The organism is Actinoplanes sandaracinus, assembly GCF_030009775.1.
Classification (GTDB): domain Bacteria; phylum Actinomycetota; class Actinomycetes; order Mycobacteriales; family Micromonosporaceae; genus Actinoplanes; species Actinoplanes sandaracinus.
Genome location: NZ_JASCTH010000022.1, coordinates 1 through 15,350 on the forward strand (window position 1 = coordinate 1; position 15,350 = coordinate 15,350).

The 15,350-nt window shown below is 68.9% G+C and carries 12 protein-coding genes, 3 tRNA genes and 1 pseudogene; 9 read left to right on the plus strand and 7 right to left on the minus strand.

Annotated features, from left to right (window positions below; all coding sequences use genetic code 11):
• Positions 1-446: 446 nt before the first annotated feature.
• The 4 genes from QLQ12_RS29735 to QLQ12_RS29750 all read right to left on the minus strand — a co-directional run bounded on the left by QLQ12_RS29735 (position 447) and on the right by QLQ12_RS29750 (position 5,259).
• Positions 447-1,364, minus strand: coding sequence for a Rieske (2Fe-2S) protein (locus QLQ12_RS29735; protein WP_282763896.1), 918 nt, complete (start codon positions 1,362-1,364; stop codon positions 447-449).
• A 77-nt stretch (positions 1,365-1,441) separates the two neighbouring features.
• The gene (locus tag QLQ12_RS29740) at positions 1,442-2,806 is read right to left on the minus strand and encodes a dihydrolipoyl dehydrogenase family protein (protein ID WP_282763897.1); all 1,365 of its coding nucleotides are present in this window, start codon (positions 2,804-2,806) and stop codon (positions 1,442-1,444) included.
• A 240-nt stretch (positions 2,807-3,046) separates the two neighbouring features.
• Positions 3,047-4,372 carry a cryptochrome/photolyase family protein gene (locus QLQ12_RS29745; RefSeq protein ID WP_282763898.1) on the minus strand — a complete coding sequence of 442 codons (1,326 nt, stop codon included), beginning with the start codon at positions 4,370-4,372 and terminating at the stop codon, positions 3,047-3,049.
• Positions 4,372-5,259, minus strand: coding sequence for a phytoene/squalene synthase family protein (locus tag QLQ12_RS29750; RefSeq protein WP_282763899.1), 888 nt, complete (start codon positions 5,257-5,259; stop codon positions 4,372-4,374). Before QLQ12_RS29750 ends, QLQ12_RS29745 begins: the two co-directional genes overlap by 1 nt.
• A gap of 76 nt (positions 5,260-5,335) precedes the next feature.
• Between QLQ12_RS29750 and QLQ12_RS29755 the strand changes: the two genes are divergently transcribed.
• The 7 genes from QLQ12_RS29755 (at position 5,336) to QLQ12_RS29785 (ending at position 10,114) form a co-directional block, all read left to right on the plus strand.
• Positions 5,336-6,406 carry a polyprenyl synthetase family protein gene (locus QLQ12_RS29755; RefSeq protein ID WP_407651623.1) on the plus strand — a complete coding sequence of 357 codons (1,071 nt, stop codon included), beginning with the start codon at positions 5,336-5,338 and terminating at the stop codon, positions 6,404-6,406.
• Between the two features lie 46 nt (positions 6,407-6,452).
• The gene (crtI, locus tag QLQ12_RS29760) at positions 6,453-7,973 is read left to right on the plus strand and encodes a phytoene desaturase family protein (RefSeq protein ID WP_282763900.1); all 1,521 of its coding nucleotides are present in this window, start codon (positions 6,453-6,455) and stop codon (positions 7,971-7,973) included.
• A 49-nt stretch (positions 7,974-8,022) separates the two neighbouring features.
• Positions 8,023-8,685: an isopentenyl-diphosphate Delta-isomerase gene (idi, locus tag QLQ12_RS29765; protein ID WP_282763901.1), complete on the plus strand. Its 663-nt coding sequence runs from the start codon at positions 8,023-8,025 to the stop codon at positions 8,683-8,685.
• Positions 8,675-9,637: a MerR family transcriptional regulator gene (locus tag QLQ12_RS29770; protein ID WP_282763902.1), complete on the plus strand. Its 963-nt coding sequence runs from the start codon at positions 8,675-8,677 to the stop codon at positions 9,635-9,637. The genes idi and QLQ12_RS29770 overlap by 11 nt, the downstream gene beginning before the upstream one ends.
• 170 nt (positions 9,638-9,807) lie before the next feature.
• Positions 9,808-9,880 (plus strand) — tRNA-Glu (locus QLQ12_RS29775).
• A 69-nt stretch (positions 9,881-9,949) separates the two neighbouring features.
• A tRNA-Asp gene (locus QLQ12_RS29780) sits at positions 9,950-10,023 on the plus strand.
• A gap of 14 nt (positions 10,024-10,037) precedes the next feature.
• Positions 10,038-10,114: transfer RNA gene (locus tag QLQ12_RS29785), tRNA-Phe, on the plus strand.
• Positions 10,115-10,386: 272 nt separating this feature from the next.
• Here the strand turns inward: QLQ12_RS29785 and QLQ12_RS29790 are convergent.
• Both QLQ12_RS29790 and QLQ12_RS47170 read right to left on the minus strand, forming a co-directional pair.
• On the minus strand, positions 10,387-10,803 hold the full coding sequence (locus tag QLQ12_RS29790; protein ID WP_282763903.1) for a tyrosine-type recombinase/integrase: 417 nt from the start codon (positions 10,801-10,803) through the stop codon (positions 10,387-10,389).
• A 76-nt stretch (positions 10,804-10,879) separates the two neighbouring features.
• A pseudogene (locus tag QLQ12_RS47170) lies at positions 10,880-10,981 on the minus strand (hypothetical protein); the annotation flags it as partial.
• 450 nt (positions 10,982-11,431) lie between these two features.
• On the opposite strand from QLQ12_RS47170, the gene QLQ12_RS29800 reads away from it, so the two are divergent.
• The gene (locus tag QLQ12_RS29800; protein WP_282763904.1) at positions 11,432-13,366 is read left to right on the plus strand and encodes a LamG-like jellyroll fold domain-containing protein; all 1,935 of its coding nucleotides are present in this window, start codon (positions 11,432-11,434) and stop codon (positions 13,364-13,366) included.
• Between the two features lie 559 nt (positions 13,367-13,925).
• Positions 13,926-14,495 (plus strand): hypothetical protein, encoded by a 570-nt coding sequence (locus tag QLQ12_RS29805; protein ID WP_282763905.1) that lies wholly within the window; start codon positions 13,926-13,928, stop codon positions 14,493-14,495.
• An 18-nt stretch (positions 14,496-14,513) separates the two neighbouring features.
• Here QLQ12_RS29805 and QLQ12_RS29810 read toward each other — a convergent pair.
• Positions 14,514-15,319, minus strand: a protein-coding gene (locus QLQ12_RS29810; protein WP_407651624.1) for an IS5 family transposase whose coding sequence is annotated in 2 segments (ribosomal slippage) — positions 14,514-14,974 and positions 14,974-15,319 — 807 coding nt in all. Because the reading frame shifts where the segments join, the coding sequence is not laid out codon by codon here.
• Positions 15,320-15,350 lie beyond the last annotated feature (31 nt).

Sequence of the window (15,350 nt, forward strand, 5' to 3'; positions counted from 1 at the left end):
AAAAATGTTGCCAAAGGAATCCCTAACCTGCCCACAGTATTACTACCGTTAAGACAAGCCGGGGTATTGCCATAATTGGCACTGGCTTATCAAGCACCCTGTTGAGTTCTCAAAGAACAACCGCACACCATCAAACCGTTCCGCATTCCGCGGCCCGTTCTCCGGGGCACTCGCTCTACTTTACTAGGCCTTCTCGGTGTTGTCAACCGGTTTCTCCCGGTTGGCCCCGATCTGCCCTAGTATCCCCCGCGCTCAGCGCACGACCAGGTCGTGATCTCAGTTCAGAGGATTTGGCAGGACGGCCGCTGCGAGTCTGTGTTGCTTTGACTCGCTTGCCTCGCCCGTTTCCCTGCCGGCTCGCAAAACATTACCCGCTGGTTTCCCGCAGCTCCAAATCGGGGGTCACCCTGAGAAGTTTCCGCAGGTCAACACCTGCGGATCGCCCATCAGGGGCGGCGTACCTCGACGAGGCCGTCCCGGACCCGGACCGGCAGAACCGGCTGATCGTTGCCGGCCGGGCCGTGCACCACCGCTCCGTCGGAGAGACGGAAGGTGCTTCCGTGCCACGGGCACACCACACAACCGTCCGACAGGTCGCCCTCGCTGAGTGGTCCCCCCTCGTGCGAGCAACGGTCGATCAGCGCGGTCACCTGATCGCCCTGACGGTAGAGAAGAACGGCGACGTCGCCGACCCGGCGGGCGGCCGGCTTGCCGTCGGGCAGCGAGGAGAGCGACCCCGCCACGGTCCACTCCTCCGGCACGCGAGCGACCTCGGGCGCGGCGTGGCTGACGCCGCCGCCCTGCGCGTACGAGAGATGCCCTCCCAGGAAGGCGCCGGTTCCCGCGACCGACAGCCCGGCGAAAGCGAGGGCCTTGCCCGCAGTGGCGCGCCCGGTGAGCCGGGCCACCAGGGATCCCGCGTACAGGCCGACGGCAACGGTGTTGGCGGCGGCGTGGACGAGCCCGACGCGCCGCCGGTCCTTGGTCATCTCCGACCAGTCGACGAGTCCGGCCATCACCGCGGGCGCCACCCCGGCGAGTCCCGCGGCGATCAGCGCGGTCACCGCCCGGTCCCCCGAGGAAGCCGGCGCGGAGCCGGAGCGGAATCCGGAGAGGGAGCCGAAGCGGGACCTGGAAGGAGAGCCTGACCGAGACGGGAGCAGGTCGAGGACCGCCGCGGAGATGAACGCGCCGACCGGAACCTGCACCAGAACGGGATGGAGCGGATGCCCCAGCCACTTGCCGTGCAGGAGATCGCGCAGAGGTCGCGGCCGCACCGTGGCCGAGACCGCCGCCTGAAGTCTGTCGCTGGCGCCGTCGAGGGCGTGCGCCTGTTCGAGCCGGGTGAGTACCTGCCGCAACATGTCTTGGGCCGTTCCCGGCGAGGCTCGGGTGAAACCCGGGCCGGGAAGAAACCCCGGCCCGGAATTTCCGAGGGCTGTCAGAGGGTCTTCAGGACGTCGCCGATGCCGCGATGGAACGTCGGGTACGCCCAGATCTGGCTGAGCATCGTCGTGAGAGGAACCTCCGCGTGCACCGCGACAGCGAGCGCGCCGATCATCTCGCCGCCGGACGGGCCCGCGGTGGTGGCGCCGACCAGCACGCCCCGGCCGGCGTCGGCGATGACCTTGATGAAGCCCTCGTTGCCGGGGCCATGGACGAAGCCGCGTGAGGTGGCGGAGAGCGGGACCTGGCCGACGCGTACGTCGATGCCGGCGTCGCGGGCCTGCTGCTCGGTGAGGCCGACGGCGCCGATCTCGGGGTCGAGGAAGGTGACACGGGGGCGGGCACGGTAGTCGGCGCCGGGTCCCCCCTGGCCGAGGATGTCGCGCACGGCGATGTCGGCCTCGTACATGGCCATGTGGGTGAAGGCGCCGTTGCCGGTGACGTCCCCGACGGCCCAGATGCCGTCGGCGGCGCGCATCCGGTCGTCGGTGGTGAGGAACCTGGCGGACGGGTCGAGTCCGACCGTCTCCAGGCCGAGGTCACGCAGGCGGGCCGTCCGCCCGGTGGCGACGAGGAGTTTCTCGCCGGTGACGGTGCTGCCGTCGGTGAGTTCCACCGCGAAGGCGGCGCCCGGGGTGTAGGAGACGCGGGCGGCGTGGACGCCGGTGCGGAGTGTGACGCCGTCGGCGGTCAGGACCTGGGCGGCCACCGATGAGGACTCGGGTTCCTCCATGGCGAGCACCCGGCCGGAGCCTTCGACGATCGTGACCTGGACCCCGAAGCGGGCGTACGCCTGGGCGAACTCGCAGCCGATCGCGCCACCGCCGAGGACGATCAGCGAGGCGGGCAGGGTGGCGGCTTCGACGGCTTCCCGGTTGGTCCAGTACGGCGTACCGGCGAGCCCGTCGATCGGCGGGATGAACGCCGCGGTGCCGGTGGCGATGACGAGCCCCCGGGCGGCGGCGTACTCCTGGTCGCCGGCCCGCACGCGGCCGGGCCCGGTGATGGTGGCCGTACCCCGTACGAAATCGGCGCCCTTGTCGGTGAGCCGGTCGACAGCGACCTTGTCGTTCCAGTCGTCGGTAGCCTCGTCGCGGATCCGCCGTGCGACGGGGGCCCAGTCGGGTTGCACGGTGGAGGCGCCGGCGAGGCCGGGGATGCGGCGCGCCTCGGCGAGGGCCGCACCGGCCCGGACCATCATCTTCGTCGGGATGCACCCCCAGTACGGGCATTCACCGCCGACCAGGTTGTGTTCCACCCCGACCACGTCGAGCCCGGCCGCGGCGAGCCGCCCGGCCGCCTCCTCACCGCCCACGCCGAGTCCGATGACCACCACGTCCACGTTCCGCACGTCGCCCATGGTTGCCAGCTAACCATTGGGAGGTTTCCTCATGTGGACCGTGACGCGGCCGATTCAGGACCGTCGCGGAAGCGGGAACACCGGGTTCGGTGTGGTGGCGGGCGTTGGCTGGCGCCCGCCACCTTCCCGGGACACTCCCCGCGCACTCACCCGGGAGAGACCGCGGGCCCCGCCGGAAGAACGTTTGACGGACGCAACCGCCGACGGGCCCCGCTCCCGTCCGGTAGACCGGACGGAGAATCAGTCGCGCAGCCAGACCGCCTCGTCCCGGTGTGACTCGAGCGGTCCGGGGTAGTCGAGCCCGCGGCGTTCCGGTTCGGGCAGGCGCCAGGGCTGATGCACCGCGGCGCCGTCGATTCCCTTCAATTCCGGTACGTAGCGACGAACGTACACGCCTTCCGCATCGAATCGGAGCGCTTGACGGATCGGGTTGAAGCGTCGGTACGGCCTGGTGTCGTTGCCGGTGCCGGCCGTCCACTGCCAGTTCCCGGAGTTGTTCGGCACGTCGCCGTCGAGGAGCCAGCGGAAGAACCAGGCCACTCCGAGCCGCCAGTCGATGCCGAGGTGCTTGGTCAGGAACGCCGCGGTGATCAGCCGGGCCCGGTTGTGCATCCAGCCCTCGTCGCGGAGCTGGCGCATGCCGGCGTCGACGATCGGCACTCCGGTGAGCCCGTCCCGCCAGTGCTGGAGGGCGTCCTCGTCGTGACGCCAGTCCCGATCTCCGGCGGGACGCAGCGGCTCGGTGGAGAGTTTCGGGAAGACCCGGGCGACCTGGTAGTAGAAATCCCGCCAGCAGAGCTGGCGGACGAAGGCGTCGGCGTCACGGGAGCGGGCCGCCTCGGCGACGGCCAGCGGGGAGAGACAACCCCAGCGGAGGTACGGGCTGAGCCGGCTCGTGCCGTCTCCGGGTAGATCGTTGTGCGCGTCCTCGTACCCCTCGATGTCGTTGCTCGTCCACATGGCGAGCCGCCGGCGTGCCGGGGTCTCACCGCCCTCGGCGGCGTGGGGTGAGGCGCCGGCCGGAAGGGTCGGCAGGTGTCCCGGGCTTAGGCCGTCGGGCAGGGTGATCCGCTCCGGAGTCGGCGCCGCGCTGCGCCATGGGGCCTTCGACCAGGCACGATGGTAGGGGCTGAAGACCTTGTAGCAGTCGCCGCCGCCGCCCGGGCGGACCGCTCCGGGTGCGACGACGGTGAGGCCCGGGTGGAGTTCGAGGGCGATGCGGTGGCGTTCGCACTCGTCGGCGAGGCGGCGTTCGCGGCGGCGGGCGTAGCCGCTGACGTCGGCTGCCAGGTGGATCGTCCCGGCGCCGGTGTCGCGGGCGACCCGGATCGTCTCGGCGACCGGGTCACCGTTGCGCACGATCAGGTCGCCGCCGCGCTTCCGGAGTCGTTCGCCGAGGTCGGCGAGGCTCTGGTGGAGGAAGCGGGAGCGGTTCGGCGAGATGTCGGCCAGGCCCGGGTCGAGGACGTAGAGGGGCACCACCCGGTCCTCGGCGCAGGCCGCGGCGAGCGCCGGGTTGTCGTGCACGCGCAGGTCCCGGGTGAACAGGACGACCGCGGCGCCCATCAGGCAGCCAGCTGGACCGGGGTGCCGGGCCGGGTGAGCAGGCTGCGAACGGCGACGGCGGCGCGGCGGCGGTTGGGGACGGTGGCCCGGCGGGCGAAGACGTCGTAGTCGGCCGCCTCGATCTCGTCGAGGATGCCGCCGTAGAGCTGGAACGCGGTCCGCATGCAGGCCTGCGAGGCGGGTTCGAGCAGGGGGATGCCGGGGGCGGCCAGCGCGTAGTGATCGCGGGCCCGGGCCACCTCCGCCTTGATCAGCTCTTTGATCGCCGGGGTGGCGACGCGCTGCTGGAGGATCCGGCGGGTGACGCCGAACTCGGCGAGGTGCTCCCCGGGCAGGTAGATCCGGCCGCGGTCGAGGTCTTCGGCGACGTCCCGCACGAAGTTGGTGAGCTGGAAGGCGATGCCCAGCTGGCGGGCCGGTTCGCGGGCGGCGGCCGGGTCGGAGGAGCCGAGGATCGGCAGCATCATGGTGCCGATCACGGCGGCCGACCCATCCATGTAGTCGAGTAGATCGTCGTATCGGGGGTAGGCGGTGACGGTGAGGTCCATCGCCATGCTCCGCAGGAACTTCTCGAAGTCGTCCAGATCAAGGCCGAAGACCGCGATGGTGTGCAGAACCGCCGGCAGCAGCGGGTCGTCGACGGGCTCGCCGCGCAGCCCGGCGAGGAACCGCTCGGACCACTCGGTGAGCACGACAGCGCGCTCGGCGGAGGGACGGGACTCGGTCCGATCGACGATTTCGTCCGCATATCGAGTGAATCCATAGAGGGCGTGCACATGCCGCCGCTTCCACGCCGGTAGCAACCGGGTCGCGAGGTAGTAGGTCCGTCCGTGCTCGCGGTGCAGTTCGCGGCAGCGCTCGTAGGCAGCCGCCAGATCGGTTTCCATCCCGGGTCCTCCGGTCACATTCAAAATCGACGCACGAATCGACGCAACTTCAAGAAGTTAGGGTACGGTACTGAGCGTGGCCAATCACACCCTCGAGGGAAATCGCCTCGAAGCGATCCCTCGCCAGCCGGTCTCGCACCGGGCGCTGATCGGCGCCGTCGAGGGCACGCTGGCCGACTTCCTCGCCTGCCAGATCGCCGCCCTCGACACCGTCGACCCCGCGCTCGGGGGCTTTGCCCGGACCGCCCGTGACCTGGTCATGGCCGGCGGCAAGCGGATCAGGCCGACGTTCGCGTACTGGGGCTGGCGCGGCGTCGTCGGCGCCGCCGAACCGGTCGAGGGCGTCTTACCCGCTCTCGGCGCTCTTGAACTCATGCACACGTTCGCGCTGGTGCACGACGACCTGATGGATCGCTCCGCCACCCGGCGGGGGCGTCCCACCGCTCACCGCCTCTTCGCCGCCCAGCACGGCGACCGGTTCGGTGACTCGGCCGCGATCCTGGTCGGTGACCTCTGCCTGGTCTGGGCCGACCAGCTGCTGGCGCGGGCGGCGCTGCCGGCGACCACCCTGCTGGAGGTCCGCGCCCGTTACGACCACATGCGGGTCGAAGCGGTCGCCGGCCAGTACCTCGACGTGCTCGGGGAGACCGACCCGGCGTCCTGGTCGGTGGAACGGGCGCTGCTCGTCGCCCGGCACAAGACGGCCAGTTACACGGTGCAGTGGCCGCTCGGTTTCGGCCTGGCTCTCGCGTCGTCGGTCCGTGCCGACCTCGACGAGGCCTACCGGGTCTACGGCCTCGCCGTCGGTGAGGCCTTCCAGCTGCGTGACGATCTGCTCGGCGTCTACGGCGATCCGGCGGTCACCGGCAAACCGGCCGGCGACGACCTGCGCACCGGCAAGCCCACCACCCTGCTCATGCTGGCCCGGCAGCTCGCCACCGGCGCGCAGCTCGACGAGCTCGCCGCGGCGGGCACCACCCGGCAGGCGGAGATCATCGCAGCGACCGGGGCGCCGGCCCAGGTCGAGGAGATGATCCGGGCCAGAGTCGAGGAGGGTGTCGCGGCGATCGCCGAGGCCCCGGTCCGGTCCGACGCACGCGCCGCCCTGATCGAGTTGGCTACGGCAGCCACGCACCGCCCGGCATGATGTCCCCCTCTTCCTCCCCTCTTCTGCGCAGCCTTGGAGCCGTGACGTGCGAACTGTGACCGGACCCACCGACCATGTAGTCGTCGTCGGTGCCGGCCTGGGCGGCCTGGCCTGCGCGCTGCACCTGGCCGCCGCCGGGCGCCAGGTCACCGTCGTCGAGCGGGAGCCGGTCCCCGGCGGCCGGGCCGGGCGGCTGGCGGCCGGCGGGTACGAGTTCGACACCGGCCCGACCGTGCTCACCATGCCCGAACTGATCGCCGAACCGCTCGCGGCCGTCGGCGAGAAACTCAGCGACTGGCTGGAACTGACGCCCCTCGACCCGGCATACCGGGCGTACTACCCGGACGGCTCGACGCTTGACGTGCGCACCGACACCACCCGGATGGCGGCCGAGATCGCCCGGGTCTGCGGCGCCCGCGAGGCTGACGGATATCTGCGCTTCGTCGACTTCACCCGGCGGCTCTGGCAGCTCGAACGCGACAACTTCATCGACCGGAACCTGGACAGCCCGCTCGATCTGCTCAACCTGAACCTGCTGAAGCTGCTCGGGATGGGCGCGTTCCGGCGGTTGCAGCCGAAGATCGACGACTACTTCCGCGATCCCCGTACCCAGCGGATCTTCTCCTTCCAGGCGATGTACGCCGGCTTGGCGCCGCACGACGCGCTGGCCATCTACGCCGTCATCGCGTACCTCGACTCGGTCGCCGGGGTCTACTTCCCGAAGGGCGGCATGCACGCCGTGCCGAAGGCTTTGGCGGGCGCCGCCGAGAAGCACGGCGTCACGTTCCGCTACGACACCACGATCGAGAAGGTCACCACCGCGAACGGCCGCGCGACCGGCGTGCTGACCTCCGACGGCGAACACATACGGGCTGACGTGGTGGTCCTCAACCCGGACCTCCCGGTCGCCTACCGCGACCTGCTCCCACCGCGACGCCGCCTCCGGCGGCTGCGTTACTCACCGTCATGCGTGGTCCTGCACATCGGTTCCCGTCAGGCCTATTCCAAGATCGCCCACCACAACATCCATTTCGGTACGGCGTGGAAGGGCACCTTCGACGAGGTGATCCGTAAGGGTCTCCTGATGAGCGACCCGTCCCTGCTCGTGACGAACCCGAGCCACACCGACCCCTCGGCCGCGCCCGACGGCCGGCAGACCTACTACGTGCTCGCGCCCACCCCCAACCTCGAAGCCGGTCCCATCGACTGGCGCGGCGGCATGGACGAGCGCTATGCCGACGAGCTGATGCGCGTCCTGGAGACGCGCGGCTACATCGGCTTCCGGGACGGCGTCGAGGTGCAGCGGATCATCACGCCCGCCGACTGGGCCGACCAGGGCATGGCCGCCGGCACACCCTTCGCCGCCGCGCACAGCTTCACGCAGACCGGGCCGTTCCGTCCGTCCAACCTGCACCCCGGCATCCCGAACGTGGTCTTCACCGGCAGCGGGACACAGCCCGGAGTCGGCGTCCCGATGGTGCTGATCTCCGGAAAGCTGGCCGCCACCCGGATCACCGGTGGCTCGGCGGTCTCCGGCGGCGCCCCGATCGCCGGCGGTGTCTCATGACCGCACGCCCGCCCGTCTCCGGCGGCGCCTCGACCCCCGGCGGTGTCTCATGACCGCACACCCGTCCGTGCGCCCTCGCTCGCGTGAGGGCGACCTGGTCGAACTCGTCGACGATCGCGGAGCCGTCACGGGCGCCGCCACGGTCCTGGACGCGCACGAGGCTCCGGGCATGCTGCACCGGGCCTTCTCCGTCTTCCTGCGCGACTCCACCGGGCGAGTGCTGTTGCAGCAGCGTGCGGCGGTGAAGACACGGTTCCCGCTGCGCTGGGGGAACACCTGCTGCGGACATCCCGCCCCCGGCGAGGAGGTCACCATCTCGGCGGCCCGGCGCCTCGTGGAGGAACTGGGCATCGACGGGGCCACACTGCGCGAGGTCGGCGTCTACGTGTACTTCGCGGAGGACCCGGTGACCGGTCGTGTCGAGCGGGAGTACGACCACGTGCTCCTCGGGGACCTGCCGGACGGGGCCGAGCCGCAACCGGACCCCGGCGAGGTGGCCCAGCTGCGATGGGTTTCGGTCACCGAACTGCAGGAGGCCCTGGGTACGTCGCCCACCGCGTACGCCCCCTGGCTCGAAGGGGTGACCCGGCGTCTCGCCGAACACCTGAACGCCCAGCCCTCAGCCGCCGAAGCCACCTCAGGGCCTACGGCCGTCGAAGCCGCCCCGCGGCCCTCGGCCTTCCAGGCGCCGGAGCGGCCGGGTGACAACTAGCGGGCTGAGCGCCGGAGCCGCCGCGCGCCGCCTCGGCGTCGCGGTGACCACCTTGCGCACATGGCACCAGCGGTACGGGCTCGGCCCCAGCCGGCACGAGCCCGGCCATCACCGGCGGTACACCGTCGAGGACATGGTCCGGTTGCAGGTCATGCAGCGGCTGACGGCGCAGGGGGTGGCCCCGGCGGAGGCGGCCGCCTGGGCCCGCCGCTCACCCGGCACGACCGGCGCCGACCCGTCCGCCGCCCACGCGGGCGCCGACGGCATCCTCGGCGCCGACGGCGTCCCCGTGGCGACGGACGGCAATCCGGCCGGCGGGGGGCAGGTCATCGCGCTCGGCGCACGGGCCGATCCCGCCGCCCGCGGCCTGGCCCGGGCCGCCATGCGCCTGGACGGGCCGTCGATGCGCCACATCCTCGCATTGGCGGTCGAGGGCCGCGGCGTGATCTCCGCGTGGGAGGAGGTGATGATGCCGGTCCTGATCGGGATCGGTCAGCGCTATGAAGCGACCGCACGCTTCGTCGAGGTCGAACATCTGCTGTCCCGCTCCGTCACCGAGGCGCTCAGCACCGTGCCCCGGCCGCCCCGGGAGATCGCCCCACGGGCACTGCTCGCCGCGGCCGACGAGGAACAGCACACGCTGCCACTGGAGGCGCTGGCGGCCGCGCTGGCCGAGGCCGGGGTCGCGAGTCAGTTGCTGGGCGCGCGGGTGCCGCCCCGGGCGCTGCTGGACGCCGTGGACCGTACCGGGCCCTCGGTGGTGGTCCTGTGGTCGCAGGTGCCCGCCACCGGCGACGTGAGCCAGTTGGAGCGTCTCCTGGCCCTGCCGCATCCGCCGATCGTCGTCGGCGCGGCCGGACCGGGCTGGCCGACCGCCGATCTGCCGCCGTCCGCGACGCCGCTGGGCAACCTCACCGACGCCGTCCGTGTCGTAGCCGCCGCCTGCTCGTGACGTTTCCCCAGGTCAGGCGGATGGAGCATGGAAAGGGGGATACCGATTTGAAGATCGGGACAGGCATCGCATATGCTTTGCATGCCTCAAGCGGGGGGCGCGGTTGGGGCCAGAAACCAGCAAGCGTTGCCAAAAGCGCAGCCAGCGCGATGTGCAATGATGGTGGAGTTGCCCTCATCGTCTAGTGGCCTAGGACGCCGCCCTTTCAAGGCGGTAGCACGGGTTCGAATCCCGTTGGGGGTACTGGTAAGTTATCGGTCGCGAGGCCGGTGATGAACCGAGCAAGGCAATGCAGTAGGTTGTAAGACGCAAGGTCCTGTGGAGCAGTTGGAGTGCTCGCCGCCCTGTCAAGGCGGAGGTCGCGGGTTCAAGTCCCGTCAGGACCGCAAGAAAGATCCACGGCCAGGTAGCTCAGTTGGTACGAGCGTCCGACTGAAAATCGGAAGGTCGGCGGTTCGACCCCGCCCCTGGCCACCAAGCCTCTCGCCGGGCTTTGAGCGCTCGTCCACCAGGGGATTCCTCCGGTGGACGTTCTGCTATCCGGACCCGAACTCACGGCCCTGGACCTTGGTCCGGGGCCTTTTGCTAGGGAAATGCTAGGGACGGCTGTTTCGCCTGCAGCGCACAGACCAGCGGCGTGGGCACCCCGTAGGGCCAGCGAACCAGTCCCTTCATCGCCCTCTCCACCTGCGACCGTGTCAGATCGCCAATGGCGACCCCGCCCAGCAGACCCAGTCGCTCCATGCCCATCACGCAACCTCCTTTGCCGTCTGGCCTCGGCGCGGGATCAGCGCCGCGCCCCGCTCGAACATCTCCGCCGCCGACTTGTCGAACAGCGATCCGTAGATGTCATTCGTGACCGCGATATTCGCGTGGCCCATCGCCTTCGACACCGCAGAGATGTCCGCACCCGAGGAAATAAGCGCCGCCGCCCAGAAGTGCCGCAGGCCGTGCAGCGAGCTCTCGAGACCGTGCCGGCGCGGCAACCGGGCGGCCACCTTGGTTATGGTTTCGCGCTCGACGAGCTTGTATGCGACCGAAACGATCTGCCGGGCGATGACAACCTTTCGGTGCCAGCATCCGCACGCACCCGGCCTGTCGGCGCTCTTCGTTGACCATCTGCATCTCGGCTGCCAACTGCTCGTTCTTCTCGATCGCCTCGCCACGAGCCTGCGCCCGCTCGGCTGCGATCTCGGCGTAGAAGCGGGTGAGGTCGGCGCCTCGCAGGTCCCGGAGTTTGATGTGGCCGAGTTTGGGCCGGATGTAGTTCTTGATGTTGTCGGAGTAGCCGCGAGCCGAAGCCATGATCCACATCGTGATGATCGACAACGTCAGCCGCCGCATAACGGACGAATCAACACCTACCTAGAGATGTACATACTAGTAAATCAAGTACAAATCGAACGCCCTCTGAGATCGAAAGTATGCATGGCAGCCCGGACCGCTGCGATGGCGCCCAACCCGTTGATGGCGAAAAGGTAAGCACATCATCGACCCCCGTACCGTCAACTTTGTTCCGGGGACCTCGCCGCGTGGAAGAGGTTTCATTCGTGAGAGGCTATGCCGCCGCATGGCTGCGACAGGTTCTCACGGGCCTGTCCGAGACGGCGGATCTGGCGTGGGGGTTTCCGCAAAGTCACCCAGGTTGGCGAAATATGGGCCGCGGGCGGCCGGCGATTCTCGGACAGTCCCGTTCTCACGGGGAGAGGAACGCAAATGGCGTTTGGTGTCCGCCGCCGCCTACGGGCGGCGGCATCATGGGGGGCCGCACTAGCGGTGATAGTCACTCTCGGCGTGATCAAACTGGTCGGTGTGCAGCTGGCGCCCACCCCGGTCGACTCGGCCGGAGCGGCTGTGGATCCCGCCGGCGTCGCTTACCAGTTCGAGTCCGTTCGGGCGATGAGCTGGAACGTGTGCAACGAGGCCGGAGGGATGCGCGGCTCCGACGCCTTCTGCGCCTGGCGCAACCAGCAGCAGGGTAAGGCCGAGGCGATCGCCAGCATCGCGCACACGCGTGACCTCAATGCCTTGCTTCTCCAGGAGATCTGTTATTCGGAGAACGAACGGCAGACCAACAACCTGCTGACGATGGTGATGCGTCTGCTGGGTCCGGGATGGACATACACCACCCAGACGGGGAGGCACTCCACCGGGAGCGGATGTCGAGATGGCATCGACGGTGTCATCGGCAATGCCATCGTCGTACGCGGAAAGATCACCAGTAGTTGGGGTGTGGACCTGCAACCCGTACCCGATCCGCGGGTGAAGAGGATGCACTGCGCGAAGGTCGAGGGGTGGGGCACCACGCTGTGCAACGCCCACCTCCTGCACAGCAGCGCACAGCAGTATCAGGAGCAGACGGCGATCCTGGTGGAGAAGCTGGCGGCAGTCGGGCCGGTCCTTCTCGGCGGTGACTTCAATCATTCCTACCGCGCCGGGAACATGCTGCAACCGTTGTACGACGGCCCCTATGCCGAGTGTGACGGGCAGGCGTACGTGCCGGGTGACTCGGTCAACGAGGTGACGCACAACAACGTGCCAGAGAACAACACGCCACAGCCGCCGACCAAGCTGGACTACATGTTCTCCACGGCGGGATTCGCCAGTTGTGATGTGCTCACCGAGTGGGCCGACAGCCTCAACCTCTCCGCGAGCGCTGAGGATCCGAACGGCTACTCCGACCACGCACCCGTCATCGGCTACACCCGTGGCCAGGCCATTACGTGGAGGTTCAGCGAGAAGAGCGGCGCCACCGTGGGTGACGCCTCCGGCAACGGATATTCCGGCACTGTCGCCGGCGACGCGACATGGTCCTCCGCGCGTGGAGGCTCCATGTCCTTCAGAGGCAACGGCCGGGTGGCTGGTGTCAAAGCGCGAGGCGTCCTGCTGCCCACGCGGCGCAGTTTCACGGTGTCGGCCTGGGCCCGGGTCGCGGCCGGGGCCCCTAACGGAACGGTGCTCAGCGTTCCCGGCGAGGCGATCTATGGTCTGCAACTGGGATACAGCAGGTCCGACAACAGTTGGCAGTTCGCCATGCCGGCCAACGATGCGCCCGGTGGCGCCGGGAATCCCATCGACCGGGTCGCCGCGCCCGCCAAGCCCGGTGTCTGGACTCACCTGGTCGTGACCTTCGACGCCGTCGCCGGAAAGATCGGCCTATATGTCGACGGCAAGCTCGCCGCCACGGCCTCGCACACCTCTCGGTGGACCGCCGACCAGGAGTTCTCGGTCGGCTCGGCCACCAACGCTGGTGCCGTGGCGGCGTTCACCGGTGAGATCGACGACGTCCATGCGTACGCCTACCCGCTCAGGCCGGTGGAGATCGCCAACCTGAACGCTGCCGAGACGATCCGGCCTCAGACTCCGGCCGGGAACACGACGATTCCCGCGGCCGCCGACCCGGCCGATCCCGGATGTCATTCCAACGGCGGGTACGGCACCACGCCAACCCTGACACCACAGTTGGCAGTGCGCGTGGCGCACGCCGATCCGACCGTGCCGGTGTGGGGCGAGTTCTCGCTCTGGGACAACTCCAACAGCAACAAGAACGTGTTCTACCTGGGTGACGCGGCAGGTGTCAGCGACCGGATCACCGGTTCAGGTACGGTGGCGGTCACCGTGCCTACCCTTATCCCCGGTCACCTCTATGGCTGGTACGCCCGAAGTACGGACGGCAGGAGCGTCTCCGAAACGACTGCGGTCTGCCACTTCCGCGTTCCGGCTCAATAGCCCCCACCCGGACCGGACGTCATGTCACCGGACGTCATGTCATAGGGGCGAAACGACGCCGAACGCAGGTCGAGAGCCGGCCGGACGAGCGCTGGCTGCGGCCTCCACGATCGGTGCCACCCGGGTGGCGGCGATCGTGGAGGTCGATCTCGTCAGGGATTCCAAGGAGTCCACGTAACTGATAGGGTGCTCCGCTACCGAGGGCCGCATCGGCATTGTTGGTACGGACCGACGTCCACGTCGCTGCGCTAGGGGCTGGCTGCGGGGTGCGGGTCCGAAAACCTCATCCACCCTGGTCAAAGCCATCTCGATCACCGATGTGTTGGCCTGACTCGGGGGCTGGTATCAGCGACCGGGCCTCGGCGACGCTCGATGCAGAGTGCTCCGCGAGGATAATCGGTTGTGCTGCTGCGACTGGCTTACCTCGGTGTGACCAACGCTCTGGCTCTACTGCGGCTGTTGCCGATGACCCCGCCACTTAGCCGACCGACACTCCAGCGACTTGGCACCCGCGAATGGGCGGTGACCGCAGCAGCGATTGCGGTCACCGCTGTCGCCGTTGGCGTCGGTGGCGTCGGTTGGCGCACGGACCGCATCAGCCGACGACGGGCCGGCCACTCCGGAAACAGCCGAGCAGGCGGCATGGTGGGCACAGGAAGGCGACCTCTGGCGGAGGCAAGCCCTGCTCGCCGACCTGAAAACCTGGATCGTCGCCCAGCCCGGTATCGAGACCAGCGGCTACATCGAGTCGGTGAACAACCCGGAAGCCGGATCCACCATCCTGCTCTGGAAGGGCCCGGCGAACCATCTGCAGCAGCAAATCAAGGACAAGGCCCGCCAGATGGGTATCCCGGTCACCGTCGAACAACGCCGCTACAGCCGCGACGAAATCGACCGGGCACAGCAGGCGATCAGCGACGCCGGTGCCCATGGCGTGTTCACCAACTTCCGCGTCACGGGCATCGGTGGTGTCGCCGGTGACATCGACGGCATTACCGTCTACGGCGAGTACATCACCCCTCCCGCCGGCGACCTGGTAACCGCGGATGCCGCACTCGCCGCCGCCGCGACCGCACAGTTCGGTATCACGATCGCCATCAAGTCCGGGGTCGGACCCATGTTGACGTAAGAGCTCCTAACGCGATCTTTAAGCAGTCCATTTGATCATGCGGCGCCAGCAGATCATGGCGCAGGCGAGGCTGACCAGACTGTCGTGGATGTCGAGCCGGCGTTCCCAGCGAACGGCGAGCCGACGGAACTGGTGGAGTAGGGCGAAGGTCTGTTCGACGACGTAGCGCAGCTTGCCCAGGCCCTTGATGTTGGGGGTCTTCGGCTTGGCGATGATCGGTTCGGTGCCGCGTTCACGGCATGCCTGTCGGAAGGCTTCGCTGCTGTAGCCCTTGTCGGCCAGCAGGACGTCGAAGCGGCGACGGGGCCGGCCCGGCCGGCCGGCGATCGGCGGGTAGCAGTCGAGCAGGTCGAGCGCACGGCTGATGTCGGGGACGTTCGCGCCGCTGGTCAGCACGTAAATCGGGGTGCCGTTGCCGTCGCAGATCAGGTGGTGCTTAGAGCCTGGTTTACCGCGGTTAACCGGCGACGGACCGGTGCCGGCGCCCCCTTTTTGGCGTCGATGTGGCTGCCGTCCATCGCCGCTCTCGACCAGTCGATCCGGTTCGCCGCGTTCAGCTTGGCAAGCAGTATCTGGTGTACCTGGTCAAAGACTCCCGCCTCGGTCCAGCGCTCCAGCCTGCGCCAACAGGTCATCCCGGAGCCGAAGCCAAGTTCCTGCGGGAGATCTTCCCAGCCGATCCCGGTGTGCAGCACGAACAGGATGCCTTGCAGGCAGGAGCGGTCCGGGATCGGCTTCGGCCCTGGCGCCTTCTCCGGCCACGGCGGCAGCACCGGCTCGATCAACGCCCACAACTCGTCATCAACATCCCACGGCCTGGCCATGACCAGCGAACGAGACCGATCTTCACATCGT

Coding starts and splice junctions, on each gene's coding strand:
- QLQ12_RS29745 (WP_282763898.1), bottom strand. CDS start 4,372: ATGGGCGCCGCGGTCGTCCTGTTCACCCGGGACCTGCGCGTGCACGAC.
- QLQ12_RS29735 (WP_282763896.1), bottom strand. CDS start 1,364: ATGTTGCGGCAGGTACTCACCCGGCTCGAACAGGCGCACGCCCTCGAC.
- QLQ12_RS29750 (WP_282763899.1), bottom strand. CDS start 5,259: ATGGAAACCGATCTGGCGGCTGCCTACGAGCGCTGCCGCGAACTGCAC.
- idi (WP_282763901.1), top strand. CDS start 8,023: ATGACCGCACACCCGTCCGTGCGCCCTCGCTCGCGTGAGGGCGACCTG.
- QLQ12_RS29740 (WP_282763897.1), bottom strand. CDS start 2,806: ATGGGCGACGTGCGGAACGTGGACGTGGTGGTCATCGGACTCGGCGTG.